Genomic DNA, 17,196 nt, shown 5'->3' with positions numbered 1-17,196 from the left:
GAAGCGTGCTATTATGCCACCCAAGGTTAGTGTCCAGATCGTAACTTATAACAGTTCTCATGATATAGCATCGTGCCTGGAGGCAGTGATCCATCAAACTCATCCTGTTGATGAGATCATCGTTGTGGATAATGCCTCCGCAGATCATACGGTAAAGGTAGTGGAGGCTTTTTTATCAAGACATGAATCCCGAGTCCATTTGGTCCAAAATGAACGTAACACCGGTTTTGCCCCTGCTCATAACCAGGGAATTCGGCTCTCAAAGTCCGATTACGTTTTGGTGCTGAATCCGGATGTCGTATTAGCTCCTGATTATATTAAGCTGTTGGTAGAGATGATGGAGCGAAATCCCACAGTCGGCAGTGCTACGGGAATGCTCGTATTTCAAGATAATGAAGAGATCATCGACAGTACCGGCCTTGTGATGAACCGGATCTGGAGAGCGTTTGATCGAGGGGCGGGGGAGCCGAGACAGCAATGGAGCGCTTCGGGAGAGGTGTTCGGCGTCTCCGGGGCTGCGGCGATCTATTCGCGAAACATGATCGATGACATTTCGATCCAAGGACAATTTTTTGATGAAGACTTTTTTGCATATAAAGAAGATGTAGACGTGGCCTGGCGCGCTGAACTGTTGGGTTGGAAGGCGTATTATTGCGCTGAGGCGCTCGGCATTCATAAGCGGGGATGGAAGAAAGGCCAGAGAGGTGCAAGACCCTTGTTTATTCGCCAGCGTTCGTTCATCAACCGGTATAAAATGATCTACAAAAACCTTTTGGGTGCCGGTTGGACTAGAAACCTCCCTCAATTGCTAGCTTATGAAATTTCAGTACACGTATACATGCTGCTGCGAGAGCCAAATGTGCTTGGTGCCTGGGTAGACTTTTGGCGTCAAAGGCCGAATCTGAAGGCAAAGCGTAGGGAACTTAAGGAGAAGGTCCTTAACAAGAACAAAAGTAAGGTTACTGAAGCTTCAAATTAAGGGACTATTAAGGGACCGGTTCTTACCGGTTCCTTTTGTCTTTTATCCAGCTCTCTCCGCCATTTCTCTCCCCATATTTCCCCTCCACCTCTCACATTATGCTATAATGTCGATAGATTACTATTTTTGTCAGGAGCGTTGCCGGTGGATTTATCCATAGTTATTGTCAATTACAACACGTGCCGACTGACGTTGGACTGTTTGCAGTCCGTATATGCCTCGGAAACGGGATATCGGTTTGAGGTCATTGTGGTGGATAACCACTCGCACGACGATTCGGTGGAACAAATCCGCGAGCAGTTTCCTCAAGTCACTCTGATCGTGAATGAGAAGAATACGGGTTTTTCGTACGCAAACAATCAAGCGATGAAAGTCTCCGGTGGACGTTATGTTTTGCTGCTCAACTCCGATACGATTATTCAAAAAGACACGCTGCAAATCATGTTGGAGTTTATGGACGGCCACCCGGAAGTGGGGGCCTCGGGCTGTAAGGTGATTTTGCCCGACGGTTCGCTGGATAAGGCGTGCAAGCGTGGTTTTCCTACGCCATCCGCTTCGTTCTACTATGCCTTTGGGTTTTCGAAATGGTTCCCGGATAACCCCAGATTCAACCAGTATCAATTGGGTTATTTGGACCCGGACCAAGAATACCCCATCGACTGCCTGGTCGGCGCCTTTATGATGGTCCGCCAGGAGACGATCGAGCAGGTAGGCATGCTGGACGAAGACTTCTTCATGTATGCGGAAGATACGGATTGGTGTTACCGGATCAAAGAGGCCGGATGGGTCAATTATTATTATCCGCGTACCACAATTGTCCATTATAAAGGAGGCAGTGCGCCTCGCAGACCTTTAAAAATCATTTACGAATTTCATCGTTCCATGGTGTTGTTCTATAATAAACACTATAGGAAGAAATATAATCCTTTGGTAAGTGCCGTGATTTACGCGGGAATCGGTGTTCAATTTATGATGGCGGTGGCCAAATCCGCTCTCTCATTCCCGCTTAAAGGAACCAGGAAACCGGAATCGCTCCCGAAAAGTTCGGATAAGGGTTCCGGTGTAGGCATGAACTAGCAATGCTTTTTGGGGAGTGTGGAAATGAGCTCGTCGGTATCCATGAACAATAAATCATTGAATGCAACCAATCTATTAATCGCGGAGAATATCTCCATGTACAAGAAACGGACGCTTCGTTTGGAGAGGTTTCTTAACATTGGTTTGATCGCGCTGGAATATGTCTTTTACATCTGCAGTTTTATGCTGCTGTTTTTTATCCGGGTACTCCCCGACTATAAAATCGACAGCGTCACCGACCTGTTCAATCACTGGGAGACGCTGCCGGTGGGAAGAGATTATCTGCTCTTATTGGGTGTGATTTTTACCATCTACGCGATTTATACGACCCATCACGGACTTTACAAATGGGACCGGGATATTAGAGTTATCGATGACACCCTAAAAGCGGGAAAAGCCGTGTTTTTTTCTTTCCTCATCGCTCTCGGCCTTATCTTTTTCTTGAAAACCGGGGTAGTCTATTCCCGCTTGGTCATTTTCTCTTTTGCGGTCTTGATCGTGGTTAGCGCCTTTATCTCCCGTCTGCTGCGCCAGGGGGTCATGGTTCTTTTAACCCGCAAAAACATATACAGCAAGAATGTCCTTATAATCGGCGCCGGGCGGGTAGGCGAGGAAATCCGGGATAACCTGTTTAGCGGGAAAACAAACGGATACCGGTTTGTAGGCTTTTTGGATGATTATAAAAAGGATACGGAGCAGGTGATCGGTTCAATTGATCAGGTGGAAAGGCTGCTACAGCAGTACGAAATCCATGAGATTTACATTACGATTCCCTCGGAACGGAACGTAATTAATAACATGATCACTCGTATCCGCAAATATGATGTCCGTATTAAGATCATTCCGGAGATGTTCGAAATGGTGACGTCGGGCGTCGTGTTTGACCAGGCCTATGAATATCCTTGTATCGAGATCGTCAAGACGCCGTTGCGTGGGCTTAACCTAATCTTGAAAAGGGCCTCGGATCTGGTGCTCTCCATAGTGGGCCTGATCCTAATCTCTCCCTTACTGCTCATCGTAGCCGTAAGCATCAAGCTGGACAGCAAAGGACCCGTGATGATCAAACAGCGGCGGATCGGCAAAAACGGGGCTCCGTTCAACATGTATAAGTTCAGATCCATGGTGGAGAACGCGGAGCAGCTGCAAGTGGAATTGACTACGCAAAACGAGGCGGACGGCCCGGTATTTAAAATAAAGAACGATCCTCGCGTGACAAGAGTGGGGCGGTTTATCCGCAAATATTCCATTGATGAGCTGCCGCAGCTCTTGAATGTCGTACTCGGCCATATGAGTCTGGTCGGTCCGCGCCCTCCGCTTCCGAAGGAAGTGGAGCAATATACGGACTACGAATGGCGGCGGCTGGATATTCGTCCGGGCATTACGGGGCTTTGGCAAATTAACGGCAGAAGCGACCTGCCTTTTGAAGAATGGGTAAAGTTGGACTTATATTATATCGAGCATTGGAGCTTCGGCCTGGAGATGAAAATCCTCTTTAAGACCCTGCCGATCGTCATAAAAGGTACGGGGGCCTATTAATTTCATAAAATAGCATCGTGAAAGCCTGCAAGACTCCCCTGAGTCTGCAGGCTTTTTTACGTTTATTAGTTAATAAGAAATCGCGAGCCCGATTCCGGGCGAAATCATCCTAAAAAGGGGGCGGCACAGCATGAATCCAAAACCCCTGCATTACTTGCTGCTGTTTGCGGGCGTTACCGTTCTTATGTTCTTCACCCTTTCCAAACCGCAGGCATCGGTGCCATCGGCTCCGGGGTTTCAGGCGCACCGGGTGGTGGCCCACGCCATGGGCGGGATCGAGGGGCTGACGTATACGAACAGCTATGAAGCTTTCATTGCCAACTATGAAAAAGGGACCCGCGTTTTCGAGGCGGACCTCCTTTTAAGCAAAGATGACCGGCTGATCGCCCGGCATGAATGGGGCGAGAAGTTCACCGAGATGCTGGGCCAGGAGGCGATGGTGAAGCCTGACGAGCGCGGGACGGTGTGGAGCTACCGGGAATTCAAGGAGGCCAAAATCCTCGGCCGGTATGAACCTTTGGGCTGGGAGGATATTCTGGACTTGATGGAACGCTATCCCGACATCTATGTGGTTACCGATACCAAGCAGATTAAGACGGAAGAGTTTAATCGCATTTACACCAAGATCGTGCAAAGCGCCAAAAAGCGGGACGCTGCCCTGTTGGATCGCGTTGTGCCGCAGATTTACAATCGGGAGATGTGGGGAGACGTGGAGAGGCTGCATTCTTTCGAGCAGGTGATTTATACGCTCTATCAATCCGAGGATTCGGATGAGCAGGTCATCGAATTTGCCAAGGAAAAGCGGCTCGCCGCCGTCACCATGTCGGAAACCCGGGCCACGGAAAAACTCGTGACCGCCCTGAATAGCATCGGGGTCCCGTCCTATGTTCATACCGTGAATGAGCCCAGAAGCATCGCGAAGTTCAAGCGGATGGGAGTTTACGGATTCTACACCGATTTTTTGAGCGAGCAGGATGCCGCCCGGGCAGGCTGGACCGCTTATCTCGGATTTTAATGCTCTCCGTTGCTTCGTTTCCATGCCGTGGGGGGAGATGATGGGGGGGGGGAGCCTCCCCACCAAACCCTTAAACTCTACCTACCAACGTTTCGCCAACCGAAGTCTTCATTCGGCTGAGACCTACACAGAGCCCCAGACTAAGAACCGCACAAAGGATAAAGGACACGAGCGTTTGAGCGTAGACGCCCAGGACACCCAGATAGGCGATAACCGAATTGCTGACGACATTCAGAACGAAGGCGTGGGCCAGGTAAGCTCCGAAAGAGTATTTTCCGAACGTTCTTAGCATTTTGGCGCCCCGTCCGGAGGAAGCGGCTATTTTTTCGGCCAGAAGGAAGATCAGTAGAATCTGGAAGATAATCGTCGCCATCATAAAAGGATTTAACGGGGCAGTGACATTCGAGCTGAACAGATACGGATTGTCCGTCACGCCTTCATTGATCTCAGCGACTTTAAAGTAGATCCGAACCATGCAGAGGACCAGAAGCGAGGCGCTGATCAGCCAGGTTTTCCGTACAAAGGTTTTCCACTGTTCATAATATATGCCTACCAACCCGCCCAGCATAAAGTAAAAGATCCAGAAGACGAAATTTCGGTCCAGATATTGAAAAATAAAGCCCAGGTTAGGATTGTCGCTGTAAATTTTCCCTTGGGAAAGGGCGTAAACGAGCAGCAGGTTGATCATCAAGATGGCGCCCGCAACGGCAAGATTCACCTGCCATGATCTTTGCCTGGACAACAGAAGCCGAAATAGAGGGTAAAGCAGGTAAAAAGGAATAATCATGACCATAAACCATAGATGATAAGAAGCTTTGCCGGTCAAAGACAACTCAAGGATGTCGTAAAGCTGCAGCCAGGTGCTTTTGGCGGAGACCCCGCTCAGGAAGCCGACCCAAACATAGTAGAAAACGGTCCAGGCCACATAGGGAACAACGACTTGCTGAAATCTTTTTCGCAGAAAGGCTCCGAACTTCAATTCTCCGTCGTAATTATAAAAAAGAACCACCCCGGTAATGAAGACGAACATAGGCACCGCATACCGGCTCAGTCCGAGTGCGGTCGTTCCGACCGTAAGCGCCCCGGGACTCAACCCAGGCTGGTAAAAGAGACCGGCGATGACGTGTTGCAAAACAACGGCTAAAAAGGCCAGTCCGCGCAATATTTCAATCTCTTCTAATTTGGCTTTTCTCAAATAATCCCCCTCTTATCTTTGTGAACTATGACCAGTTTATTAAAAGGGGAATTGGCCCGTCAACCGACCATAGAATCGAATCACACGGAAGAGGCCAACTTTTTTTGTTCGCCTCCGATGCGAACATTGACAGTCCCCCCGGGGTAACTTAGACTAGAAATGTTATGATGTACAGTACTGTGAAAAAAGCGGCATAAACTGGATGCGGGGCGGGAAAGAGGCCCCGTTTTTCGCGACCATATAGGGAGCTGAATCGGTTGGAAAGGCTTGGTGGATGGGGTGTTCATGCAGCGGCAAAATTGGCAAAACTGGCGGCATGTTTTTAAATTGGACCCGGATCGGATATTGACGGACGAAGCGTTGGAGGCGGTCTGCTTGTCCGGGAGCGACGCGATCATGGTAGGGGGGTCCAGCGGAGTGACCTATGACAATACCGTGGACCTTCTGTCCCGGATTCGTCAATATGAGCTCCCCTGCGTGCTCGAGGTTTCCGCCCTGGAGGCCGTCGTGCCGGGGTTCGACCTGTACCTGATTCCGATGGTGCTGAACACGGGGCAGAGCGACTGGCTGGTCGGGCAGCATGCCCGGGCGGTGGAACAGTTTGGCTACATGATCCCGTGGGACATGCTTGTTCCGGAAGGCTACATCGTGCTGAACCCCGATTCGACCGTGGCCCGGATCACATCCGCGGATACGCGGCTGGAGGCCGCTCAGGCCGCCGCCTACGCGCAGGTCGCGGACAAACTGCTCCGCCTACCGATCGTGTACGTGGAGTACAGCGGCACGTTTGGGAATCTCGAGCTGGTGGCGGACGTCCGCCGCTCGCTCGGGGAAGCCCGCCTGTTTTACGGCGGCGGCATCGCGGACGCGGAGTCGGCCCGGCGGGCGGCCGCGGTCAGCGACACCATCGTCGTCGGCAACGCGGTGTACACCGATCTCGACCGGGCGCTTGAAACGGTGAAGGCGGTGCAAGAGCGGCGAATGATAAACGAAGAAGTTTGACAGAACCTTGTTCTGGGGCCCGAGGTGGGAAAATAGGAGAAATTAGGGCGCTAGCGTTGCATTACACGAGCAAATTGGATAGCGGCCAACTCCGTTTGAGGTAGGGTAGGTGAATAAGGGACTTTTAAGGCGCTATTTTGTCGAATTTGGCTCATCGGAACCGAATAGCGGCTGTTTAGGCTCTTATTTTTGGAAAAAAGCGCTCCAAACCCTGATTTGGGGTCCGCACAAAGTAAATAAGGCCCTTTTTGACCTCTATTTTGCCCTTGGAGCCGAATCTGGCCCAAATAACGGCCTAAAAGACCGTTATTCCGCGGTCGGCAAGAGAAGCTGGGGGTATCATCCCAGGTTCGGCCGCAATAACGGCCCAAAAGTCCGTTAAATGTCTGCAAAAGGCTTAAGCGCCAGAGATCGGATCCCTTATCCGATCCTTGACCCTTACCTTGAGTTGGACAGTTGAAGCGATATTAAGAAAGGAGCATGATTTCTATGCAACCTGTTAACATACAAGAGGCGGTCGCCCGTCTGAACCCGCAGCAGCGGGAAGCCGTCGTCACGACGGAAGGGCCGCTGCTGATCATGGCCGGCGCGGGCAGCGGCAAGACGCGCGTGCTGACGCACCGCATCGCCTACCTGATCGCCACCCGCAAGGCGCCGCCCTGGGCCATTCTGGCGATCACCTTTACCAACAAGGCCGCGCGCGAGATGCAGGACCGCGTATCCCGCCTCGTCGGCGGCGCGGAGGGCCGGGACATCTGGGTGTCCACCTTCCACTCCATGTGCGTGCGGATCTTGCGGCGCGATATCGAGCGCATCGGGTTTACGTCGAATTTTTCCATTCTGGATTCGACCGACCAGCTCTCCGTTATCCGCAACATTATGAAGGAACTGAACATCGACACGAAGAAGTTCGAGCCGAAGGCCGTTCAATCGATGATCAGCACCGCGAAGAACGAACTAATCACACCGCAGCAGTATGAACAGAAGATCGGGGACTTTTTCGAAGGGATCGTCGCCAAAGTCTACACGATGTATCAAAAGCGGCTCCGCAGCAACAACTCCCTCGACTTCGACGATTTGATCATGAAGACGATCGAGCTGTTTAAGGAAACGCCGGAGGTGCTGGATTTTTACCAAAAAAAATTCCAGTACATCCACGTCGACGAATACCAGGATACCAACCGGGCGCAATATATGCTGTGCCGGATGCTGGCCGACAAACATCACCGCATCTGCGTCGTCGGGGACAGCGACCAGTCGATTTACCGCTGGCGCGGGGCGGATATCACCAATATCCTCAATTTCGAGCAGGATTATCCGGAAGCGACGACGATCATGCTCGAGCAGAACTACCGTTCCACCGCGACGATTCTGAACGCGGCCAACGGGGTGATCGGGCGGAACACGGGACGGAAGCCGAAGAAGCTGTGGACCGACAAGGGCGAGGGCGACAAGATCAAGGTCTACCGGGCGGATTCGGAGCATGATGAAGGGTATTTTGTCACGTCGGAGATATCCAACAACATCAAGGCCGGCAAAAAATACCGCGACCACGCCATCCTCTACCGGACCAACGCGCAATCCCGGGTCATCGAGGAAATTCTCATCAAATCGGATATCCCTTACCAGATTGTCGGGGGCATCAAGTTCTACGACCGCAAAGAAATCAAGGACCTGCTCGCTTACCTGCGGCTGCTGTCCAACCCTGACGATGATATCAGCTTAACCCGGATCATTAATGTGCCCAAAAGAGGCATCGGCGATACGACGGTCGGCAAACTGGCCGACGCGGCGGCACAGCGGGGAGTATCCATCTTCCGCGTGCTGGAGACGGTCGACGATCTCGGCATCGCGGGGCGGACCCGCAACGCGCTGGTTGAGTTTTACGATATGATCGCGGCGCTGCATCAAATGGTCGAGTATCTCTCCGTCACCGAACTGACCGAGAAATTGCTGGAAATGACGCAGTATCGGCTGGAGCTGCAGAACGAGAATACGATCGAATCGCGGTCCCGCCTCGAAAATATTGATGAATTCCTGTCGGTAACGATGGAATTTGAGAATAATAATGAAGACAAGTCGCTCGTTTCTTTCCTGACCGACCTCGCGCTGATCGCCGATATCGACAGCATGAACGATAACAGTGACGCCGAGAAACAGAACGACGACGCGGTCGTGCTGATGACGATGCACAGCGCCAAAGGCCTGGAGTTTCCGGTCGTGTTCATCGTCGGGATGGAAGAAGGCGTGTTCCCGCACAGCCGGGCTTTCCTCGACAACGAGGAGCTGGAGGAGGAGCGCAGGCTGGCTTATGTCGGCATTACCCGTGCCGAAGAGAAGCTGTTCCTCTCCTGCGCCCAGATGCGCACCTTGTTCGGCCGGACCACCGCCAACCCGCCTTCGCGGTTTCTGGATGAGATTCCGGAGGAACTCAAAGAAGATACGGGCATCGCGCGCGATCGGTACCGCCGGGGGGCGGGGATCGGCGGCGCGTACAGCGGCCGCGGCTTCGGCAGCGGCGGCGGAAGCAACTTCGGCCACCGCGGCGCTGCCGAAGTCCCCGCTTCGCGGCCGGCTGCGGGCGGCCGCAGCGGCGTGACCATGACGGTGGGCGCCTCCGGGTCGTCCGCCATGGCCAAGCCGCCGGGGTCGACCGACCCCGGCGAATTCCAGGCCGGCGACAAAGTGTCGCACGGCAAATGGGGCGTCGGCACCATCGTGTCGATCACCGGCTCCGGCAATAATACGGAGCTGACGATCGCTTTTCCGGCACCGATCGGTTTGAAGCGCCTGCTCGCCAGCTTTGCCCCGATCACGAAGGTGACCGAGGGCTAAGGAGCCGTCATCAATACGCGGAGGGCCCCTGAACGAACGGGTCAGGCGGTCCCTCCGTCCTACATAATAAGGAGGGTTGTCCCCGCATGGATAAAATGCAAAGAATGGAACAGCTTGTAGAGCAGTTAAACCAGTATAACTACCACTACTACACCCTGGACCAGCCGCTCGTCAGCGACAAGGAGTACGATCTGTTGTACGACGAATTGACCGCGCTGGAGGCGGAGACCGGGATAACGCTCCCCGATTCGCCTACGGGACGGGTCGGCGGCGAGTTGCTTCAGGGCTTTAAGCCCCATCGCCATCTGGCTCCGCTGTGGAGTCTGGATAAAGCGCAGAACGAGGAGCAACTGATCAACTGGAACAATCGGGTGCTGCGATTGATTGCCGACTACAACAGCAAAAATCCCGATACGCCGCTGCCGGACCCTACCTATGTAGTGGAGCTCAAATTCGACGGCCTGACGTTGAATTTGACGTACACGGACGGCAAGCTGGTTCAAGCCTCGACCCGGGGCAACGGGGTGGTCGGGGAAGGCATTCTGGCTCAGGTCAAAACGATCAAATCGGTGCCGTTGACCATTCCATTCACCGCGGGGACGATCGAAGTTCAGGGCGAAGGCATTATGAATTTGTCCGTGCTCGCCAAATACAACGAGACGGCCGCCGAGCCCTTGAAGAACGCGCGGAACGCCGCCGCCGGCGCACTGCGCAATTTGAATCCGCGGACGACGGCGGAACGGAAGCTGAACGCTTACTTCTATAATGTCGGTTATTCCGACGGAATCCGGTTTTCCAGTCATCAGGAGATGGTGGCTTTTCTCAAAGAGAACCGCTTCAAAGTCAATCCGCATGTAACGTATCACGACAGTTTCCAGGAAGTGATCGATGTCCTCCATACCATCGTGGACAAACGTTCCTCGCTGGATTACCTGATCGACGGGGCCGTCATCAAAATCACCGACATGCGCACCCGCGAGGTGCTGGGCTATACGGACAAGTTCCCGCGCTGGGCGGTCGCCTTTAAGTTTGAAGCGGAGGAGACGACCACGGTGCTGGAGTCCGTGACCTGGAACGTGGGCCGCACCGGCAAAATCACGCCGCTCGCCAGAGTCGAACCGGTCGAGCTCGCCGGGGTCACCGTGCAAAACTGCACGCTCAACAACGTCGGCGATATCGAGCGCAAAAACCTGAAGTTCGCCCTGGGCACCCGGGTGTTCATCCGCCGCTCGAACGATGTCATCCCCGAAATTCTCGGCAAAGTGACCGAGGAACAGGACGGCGGAGAGATCGTCTACCCGGTAAACTGCCCGGCCTGCGGCTTCCCGCTGGAACAGCGCGGCGCTCATCTGTTCTGCAACAACCGGCTGGACTGCAAGCCGCAGATCGTCAGCCGGATCACGCACTTCGCGTCCCGGGACGCGATGGACATCGAAACGTTCAGCGAGAAGACCGCCGAACAACTGCACGATGAACTGAACGTTCGCGAGCCAGCCGAACTGTATACGCTCACGTTTGAGGAATTGATCAAGCTGGAGCGCTTCGGTGAGAAGAAAGCGAACAACCTGCTGAAGGCGATCGAGGAGAGCAAGGGACGGGACCTGGCTTCGTTCTTGTATGCGCTGGGCATCCCGAACACCGGAAAATCGACGACCAAAGTATTGGCGGACCATTTCCGGGATTTGGACAAAATCATGAACGCCACGGTAGAGGAACTGACGGAGCTTCCGGATATCGGCGGGATTGTGGCCGAGAGCATCGTGTCCTTTTTTGCCGACCCGTTCATGCAGGCCGGTATCCATAAGATGCTGTCCCTGGGCGTGGAGGCAAAGCCGCCGCAGCAGGCGGCGGCTCCGGTGACGGATTCCTTCTTCTCCGGCAAAACCGTCGTGCTGACCGGTACGCTGCATCAGCTCGGCCGGGACGAGGCTACGGCGCGGCTTGAAGCGCTCGGCGCCAAGGTGACCGGCAGCGTTTCGAAGAAGACGGATTTGGTCATCGCCGGTGAGAAGGCCGGCAGCAAGCTGGCCAAGGCTCAGGAACTGGGCATTCCGGTAATCGAAGACGAGGATGAATTGATCAAGCTGTTGAACGGACAAAACGAGTAATTTTCTTCATGGTAAAGAGTGAGTAATCCCGGGAAACGGTGCATTTTAAGCACGCCGACGGCCCGGGATTTTTTTTGCGCCGCCAAAGTTCATTGCCGCGAAGTGATGCGGGTCATTGAACCATCGGCCTATTTCCTTTCATGATGATTAGATCAGGGGAGCCGGCGAGTCTTCCTTTGAAATGAAGATGAAAAGGATGGGGATGTTCTTGATGGGAAACGGACTCGGTTGGAAGCCTTCGCGGTTTAATGCGCAAAGTGAAAGCGATGACGGAGGAGTGGTGCTTTACAACAGTTATACCGGGGCGGTAGCCTCCTTTTCCGCGGAGGAGAGAGCGGCGTTGATGCTATGCCTCCGGCCGGGCGAACCCCCATCCGGTCCTGCTGCGGATCTGCATCCGCTGCTCGTAGAGCAGGGATTTCTGGTCAGGGAGGACACGGATGAGCTGCGCAGAGCCTTGTTTCTGCATCAATCCCTGCATGCGGCCGATACGATGCACCTGGTTCTTTTGGCAACCGAAGCCTGTAACTTCCGCTGTACCTATTGTTATGAGTCTTTTCCGAGAGGGGCGATGCGCCAGGAAGTGATGGAAGGACTGGAGGCTTATATCGCATCCCGGAGCAAAACGCTGAACCGGCTTACGATCAGCTGGCATGGCGGTGAGCCGCTGTTGGTGCCGCATCTCATCGAAAGGCTGTCGCGTTCCTTTATCGCGTCTTGCGAAGCGAATGATGTGGTTTATGAGGCCGAGATGTCCACCAACGGGTATTTTTTGACGCGCGAACGATTAAATCAACTACTGGATTTGCATGTCGGGCGATTTATGGTCACGCTGGACGGGGAGGAAGAGGTTCATAACAAGCGCAGAGGGCTGCATGGCGGAGGCGGAACGTATCGTACGATCGTGAACAACCTGCTTTCGTTGAAAGACGTCGACCGCCCCTTTGAGATCAATCTTCGCGTTAATTTTGACAACAGCAATCTTGAGGCCGTTGCTGGCTTTATTCCGGTGCTGCGCGATTTGTTTGCGGACGATCCGCGGTTTAAAGTTTACTTTCGTCCCGTCGGCTGTATGGGGGGAGAGAACGATCTGAATCTTCCGGTGTGCGACGAGCGCACCAAGGACCATAAAATATGGGAGTTCAACGAAATGGCCATCGCCGAAGGGCTGCACATCAGTTCGTTCATCTCCGATATTTTGCTGCCCACCGGGGCCATATGCTACGCGGCCAAGCCGAATTCATTCGTCGTCGGTTCCGACGGTGTGCTGTATAAATGCTCCGTCGCCCTGGAGCAGGATAACAACCGGCTCGGGCGGATATATCGGGACGGCACGCTGGAGCTGGATAACGATAAGCTGGCGCTGTGGACGACCTCGGGGGAGGAACACGACGAAAACTGCCGCGCCTGCTTCTTTCGCCCGGCTTGCCAGGGCAATCACTGTCCGCTCTATCGGATGCGGACCGGTCAGCGGCCTTGCTCTTATGAGAAGAGGCAGATCAAACAGACGCTGCGCACCGTCTGGCTGCAGAACGAAAGCAAGCAGGCCAGCTTCATGAAGTAACCGCGATGTGAAGCGGATATACCGGGAAGCTTGTAAAGGAGGTGAGAGCCGTGAAAATTATCCGCCCTGCAGCCGCGCCTGCGTTGGTCAAAACGGGCCGGGTTTCGAAGTCGGTGCCCGGCAATTTAAGCTAATATTCCATTTCGGATGTTCCTTATCCCCTGCTTCCGTGGCGGGGGATTTTTTAATGCCATTTTAATACTAATGGAAAAATTATACGAAAAGTGTAACTTTCATTTCCTTTCAAACGTTATAAGGATGGAATGTTATTATTTCGAATCTATTATACAGGGGGTAATGATGATTTTTCGAAAGCTACATAAGCCGCTGATCCTGTTCATCGTTTGCTTGCTCGCTGCAGGCTGCGCGAAGACGGGAACCAAAGCGGAAAATGAGCAGCGTACGCTCAAGGTTTTGTTTGGAGATGAGGGGTATTTCTATCAAACCTACGGCGATTTGTTTGCCATGAGATATCCGAATGTGAACATTGAAGTCGTAAGCATGCAAAGCGTCTATGACGCGGAAGAGAAGGATACGAAAAAAGCGCTGAAGGAGCTTCTGGACAAGGAGCAGCCCGATGTTTTGATGCTGGATAAAGACAGCTACAGTATCCTGGCTTCCGAGGGGCTTTTGATGGATTTGCAGACGTTGATCGACCGTGACAAATTTGACACGTCCTCGTTCCTTCCCGGGATGCTGGAGATGTTAAAGGAACGAGGCGGCGGCAAGCTCTATGGACTGTCCCCTTACTTTTATGCGAACGTGATTTACTATAATGCGGATCTGTTTGCGAAATACGGGGTCGAGCCGCCGCATGACGGGATGACCTGGCAGGAGATTATCGATACCGCCCGCCGTTTCCCGACCGATGGGGACGAGAAAAGCCGGGTCTATGGTTTCGGCTCGAATTTCGGTTATCAGCTTCAGGACCTGGCGTCCATGATCGCAAGTACCCATGGAATTAAAGAAGTGGACCCGAAAACCCGGAAAGTTACTATAAATACGGAAGGTTGGAAACAAGCTTATCAACTCGCACTGGATGCCATCGAATCCAAAGCCATATACAACCCGCAGGACGGGGGATTTCAAGGTGGATCGATGGAAGAGTATTATAATAGCCAACCCTTTCTGATGGGACGCATGGCGATGACTACGGACGGGTCTTATTTTCTTCAGAACCTGAGGGACGTCAAAACCCGGTTAAAGGATTACAAACCGTTCCAACTGGGCATCGTTGCGGGCCCGGTGGATCCGGCCAAACCGGATGAATCGCGGGAAATCTATTTTGGCCGCGTTTTATCGATCCGGGCGAATACGCCGAATGTTGAAGCGGCATGGGACTTCATGAAATTTGTACACGGCGAGGAATACGCCAAAATTAAGTCCAGAACGTTGAATGAAGGGATGCTCACCCGGATGGGCAGTGTGAAAGAATTCGAGGGTGTCAACCTGGATGCTTTTTATAAGCTGAAGCCGAGTTCAGAGAGCAACCTTTTATCGTCGGAAGACGAGATCCCTTCGGCGTTCTACGAGCAATACTATTCTATTCTCTCGCGGGAGACCGGACTGCTTCAGAAGAAGAGCAAATCCGTGGATGAAGCCTTGAAAACCATTGAGCAGGAAGCACAGGCTCAGTTGGATAAGGCGCTGAAGGATAAGAAGGACAAGAAGGACGCGGAAACTAATTAATCGAAGAATATGAGGAGGGTATACCTTGAAAGGTAACAAGTTGAACAAGCTCCTATTGCTGGCGCTCAGCGCTATAATGGTGCTGATTGCGGGCTGTAACCCGGGACAGGGCAAGCAGGCGGAGACGCAGCGCATGATGAAAGTGATGTTTTTTGATGAGAGCTACTTCTTTCAACAGTATGGTGACATGTTTGCGATGCAGTATCCTAATGTTGAGATTGAAGTGGTCAATACGCAATCTATCTATAGCGGCGGGCAGGTCGAGGATTATAACAAGGCGATGATGGACTTTATCGATAAAGAGCAGCCGGACGTTGTCATGCTGAATCCCGAAACTTACAGCAAGATGGCCAATGACGGCAAATTAATGGAACTGGACACGCTGATCGACCGGGACAAATACAATACCGAAACGATTTATCCCGCATTGATCGAGATGTTGAAGCAAAAGGGCAACGGCAAGCTGTACGGTCTGAGCCCGACTTTTAACGCAAACGCCATTTTCTATAATGCCGATCTATTCAATAAATACGGTGTCGAGCCACCCCACGACGGAATGACCTGGCAGGAGATTCTCGATCTTGCCCGGCGTTTCCCTACGGAGGGGGATGAGAAAAGCCGGATATACGGATATGGAACGAATTACTCCACGACGTTTAGTCAATTGGCCCAGCAGATCGCCTCTGCGGAAGGTTTGAACGCCATTAATCCGGACACCTTAAAGGTGACATTGAACACGGATTCTTGGAAAAAAGCCTATCAAATGGCTTTGGACGCCATCAGTGCGGGAGCGGTTTACAACCCGAAAGACGGCGGATTCCAAGGCGGATCCATGGAAGAGTATTATAAGAGCCAGATGTTCTTGATGGGACGGATTGCGCTTACTACAGGCGATCCTTATATGCTTCAGAGCTTGAAGGAAGTCAGAAGCGCCATGAAGGATTACAAGCCGTTTGAACTTGGGATGGTCTCTGGACCGGTTGATCCGACCAACCCCGAAACGAGCCGAAACATCTACTTTAGCGAAATCTTCGGGATCCGTGCCGGTTCTCCTAACGCGGATGCGGCATGGGATTTCATCAAATTCATCAATGGGGAAGATTACGCCAAAGTCAAATCGAGATCCATGAATAACGGTCTGCTCTCCCGCATGGGCTACAGCAAGGAGTACGACGGTCATAGTCTCGATGTGTTTTATAAGTTGAAACCGAATGTTTCGGAGGATCAGTATTCCAGCTCCGATAAAATTCCGATGGAGTTCTACCAACAATATCAAACGATCATGGATCGGGAACTTGGCCTGGTTGAGAATAAGAAGAAGTCCATCGAGGACGCGCTTAAAGTCATAGAACAAGAGGCTCAGGTTACCCTCGACAAGGCGGTCAAGGACCAAGAGGCGAAGAAAGCCAAAGAAGGTTCGGCTGCCGGAAGCGATGCGGCAAAATAAATAATCCGAAAAGCAACATGAGAAGGTTGGTTCCGTAGAAACGGGATCGACCTTCTTTTTTTGTGATGGGAAAATATACCTGTTGCCAACCAAGCAAGGGCGTGATAAATTATTATTTGTCGCTTCGAACGAATGCTTGCTTAGCAGCTAGCGTTTTAAAAAAAAGAAGTTGACAGCGAAATGGATTTTCGCTATAATGAGATACTGTTCGACAAAAGTTGGTTGTTAGATTGCTTTTAGCGAACAAATCAAGTTCTTTGAAAACTGAACAAATGGAACACGTCAATTTAGATGATTTTTATAAATCGTCAGATTCAAAATGAGCTATCAGCTTATTCAATAAGTTTCAACTCGGATGGAAAGCCACTCCCTTTTGGGCGAGTAGATCCTTCCATCCCTTATTGGAGAGTTTGATCCTGGCTCAGGACGAACGCTGGCGGCGTGCCTAATACATGCAAGTCGAGCGGAGTTAATCGGGAGCTTGCTCCTGGTTGACTTAGCGGCGGACGGGTGAGTAACACGTAGGCAACCTGCCCGTAAGACCGGGATAACTAGCGGAAACGTTAGCTAATACCGGATAATCAAGTTTCTCGCATGGGAGGCTTGGGAAAGGCGGAGTAATCTGTCACTTACGGATGGGCCTGCGGCGCATTAGCTAGTTGGTGGGGTAACGGCTCACCAAGGCGACGATGCGTAGCCGACCTGAGAGGGTGAACGGCCACACTGGGACTGAGACACGGCCCAGACTC

The 17,196-nt window shown here is 52.4% G+C and carries 11 protein-coding genes and 1 rRNA gene; 11 read left to right on the top strand and 1 reads right to left on the bottom strand.

The features are described 5' to 3' along the window. The first annotated feature begins 13 nt into the window (after nucleotides 1–13). The 4 genes from LBW89_RS12865 (at nucleotide 14) to LBW89_RS12850 (ending at nucleotide 4,607) form a co-directional block, all read left to right on the top strand. Nucleotides 14–979 carry a glycosyltransferase family 2 protein gene (locus LBW89_RS12865; RefSeq protein ID WP_225039281.1) on the top strand — a complete coding sequence of 322 codons (966 nt, stop codon included), beginning with the start codon at nucleotides 14–16 and terminating at the stop codon, nucleotides 977–979. Nucleotides 980–1,123: 144 nt separating this feature from the next. Beyond that, entirely contained in the window at nucleotides 1,124–2,056 is a 933-nt protein-coding gene (locus tag LBW89_RS12860) for a glycosyltransferase family 2 protein (RefSeq protein WP_225039280.1), read from the top strand. 24 nt (nucleotides 2,057–2,080) lie between these two features. Next, nucleotides 2,081–3,592, top strand: coding sequence for a sugar transferase (locus tag LBW89_RS12855; protein ID WP_225039279.1), 1,512 nt, complete (start codon nucleotides 2,081–2,083; stop codon nucleotides 3,590–3,592). Nucleotides 3,593–3,722: 130 nt separating this feature from the next. Next, nucleotides 3,723–4,607, top strand: a complete 885-nt coding sequence (locus LBW89_RS12850; RefSeq protein ID WP_148452768.1) for a phosphatidylinositol-specific phospholipase C/glycerophosphodiester phosphodiesterase family protein — start codon at nucleotides 3,723–3,725, stop codon at nucleotides 4,605–4,607. A 70-nt stretch (nucleotides 4,608–4,677) separates the two neighbouring features. Here LBW89_RS12850 and LBW89_RS12845 read toward each other — a convergent pair whose 3' ends face one another. Further along, the gene (locus LBW89_RS12845; protein WP_225039278.1) at nucleotides 4,678–5,802 is read right to left on the bottom strand and encodes an acyltransferase; all 1,125 of its coding nucleotides are present in this window, start codon (nucleotides 5,800–5,802) and stop codon (nucleotides 4,678–4,680) included. Between the two features lie 285 nt (nucleotides 5,803–6,087). On the opposite strand from LBW89_RS12845, the gene LBW89_RS12840 reads away from it, so the two are divergent. The 7 genes from LBW89_RS12840 to LBW89_RS12810 all read left to right on the top strand — a co-directional run. Further along, on the top strand, nucleotides 6,088–6,804 hold the full coding sequence (locus LBW89_RS12840) for a heptaprenylglyceryl phosphate synthase (protein WP_225039277.1): 717 nt from the start codon (nucleotides 6,088–6,090) through the stop codon (nucleotides 6,802–6,804). Nucleotides 6,805–7,293: 489 nt separating this feature from the next. Next, entirely contained in the window at nucleotides 7,294–9,639 is a 2,346-nt protein-coding gene (gene pcrA, locus LBW89_RS12835) for a DNA helicase PcrA (RefSeq protein ID WP_225039276.1), read from the top strand. A gap of 86 nt (nucleotides 9,640–9,725) precedes the next feature. Further along, a complete protein-coding gene (gene ligA / locus LBW89_RS12830; protein WP_225039275.1) occupies nucleotides 9,726–11,747 on the top strand; it encodes an NAD-dependent DNA ligase LigA in 2,022 nt (673 codons plus the stop codon). Nucleotides 11,748–11,928: 181 nt separating this feature from the next. After that, nucleotides 11,929–13,311 (top strand): radical SAM/SPASM domain-containing protein, encoded by a 1,383-nt coding sequence (locus LBW89_RS12825; RefSeq protein ID WP_225039274.1) that lies wholly within the window; start codon nucleotides 11,929–11,931, stop codon nucleotides 13,309–13,311. 297 nt (nucleotides 13,312–13,608) lie between these two features. After that, nucleotides 13,609–15,000: an ABC transporter substrate-binding protein gene (locus LBW89_RS12820; RefSeq protein ID WP_225039273.1), complete on the top strand. Its 1,392-nt coding sequence runs from the start codon at nucleotides 13,609–13,611 to the stop codon at nucleotides 14,998–15,000. A 25-nt stretch (nucleotides 15,001–15,025) separates the two neighbouring features. Continuing rightward, nucleotides 15,026–16,447, top strand: coding sequence for an ABC transporter substrate-binding protein (locus tag LBW89_RS12815; RefSeq protein WP_225039272.1), 1,422 nt, complete (start codon nucleotides 15,026–15,028; stop codon nucleotides 16,445–16,447). A gap of 398 nt (nucleotides 16,448–16,845) precedes the next feature. Then, nucleotides 16,846–17,196: ribosomal RNA gene (locus tag LBW89_RS12810) — 16S ribosomal RNA — on the top strand; the annotation flags it as partial.

This window comes from Paenibacillus sp. alder61 (genome assembly GCF_020179875.1).
Classification (GTDB): Bacteria; Bacillota; Bacilli; order Paenibacillales; family Paenibacillaceae; genus Fontibacillus; species Fontibacillus faecis.
Note: the sequence above shows the minus strand (reverse complement) of the source record. Positions and strands in the feature narration are given on the sequence as shown.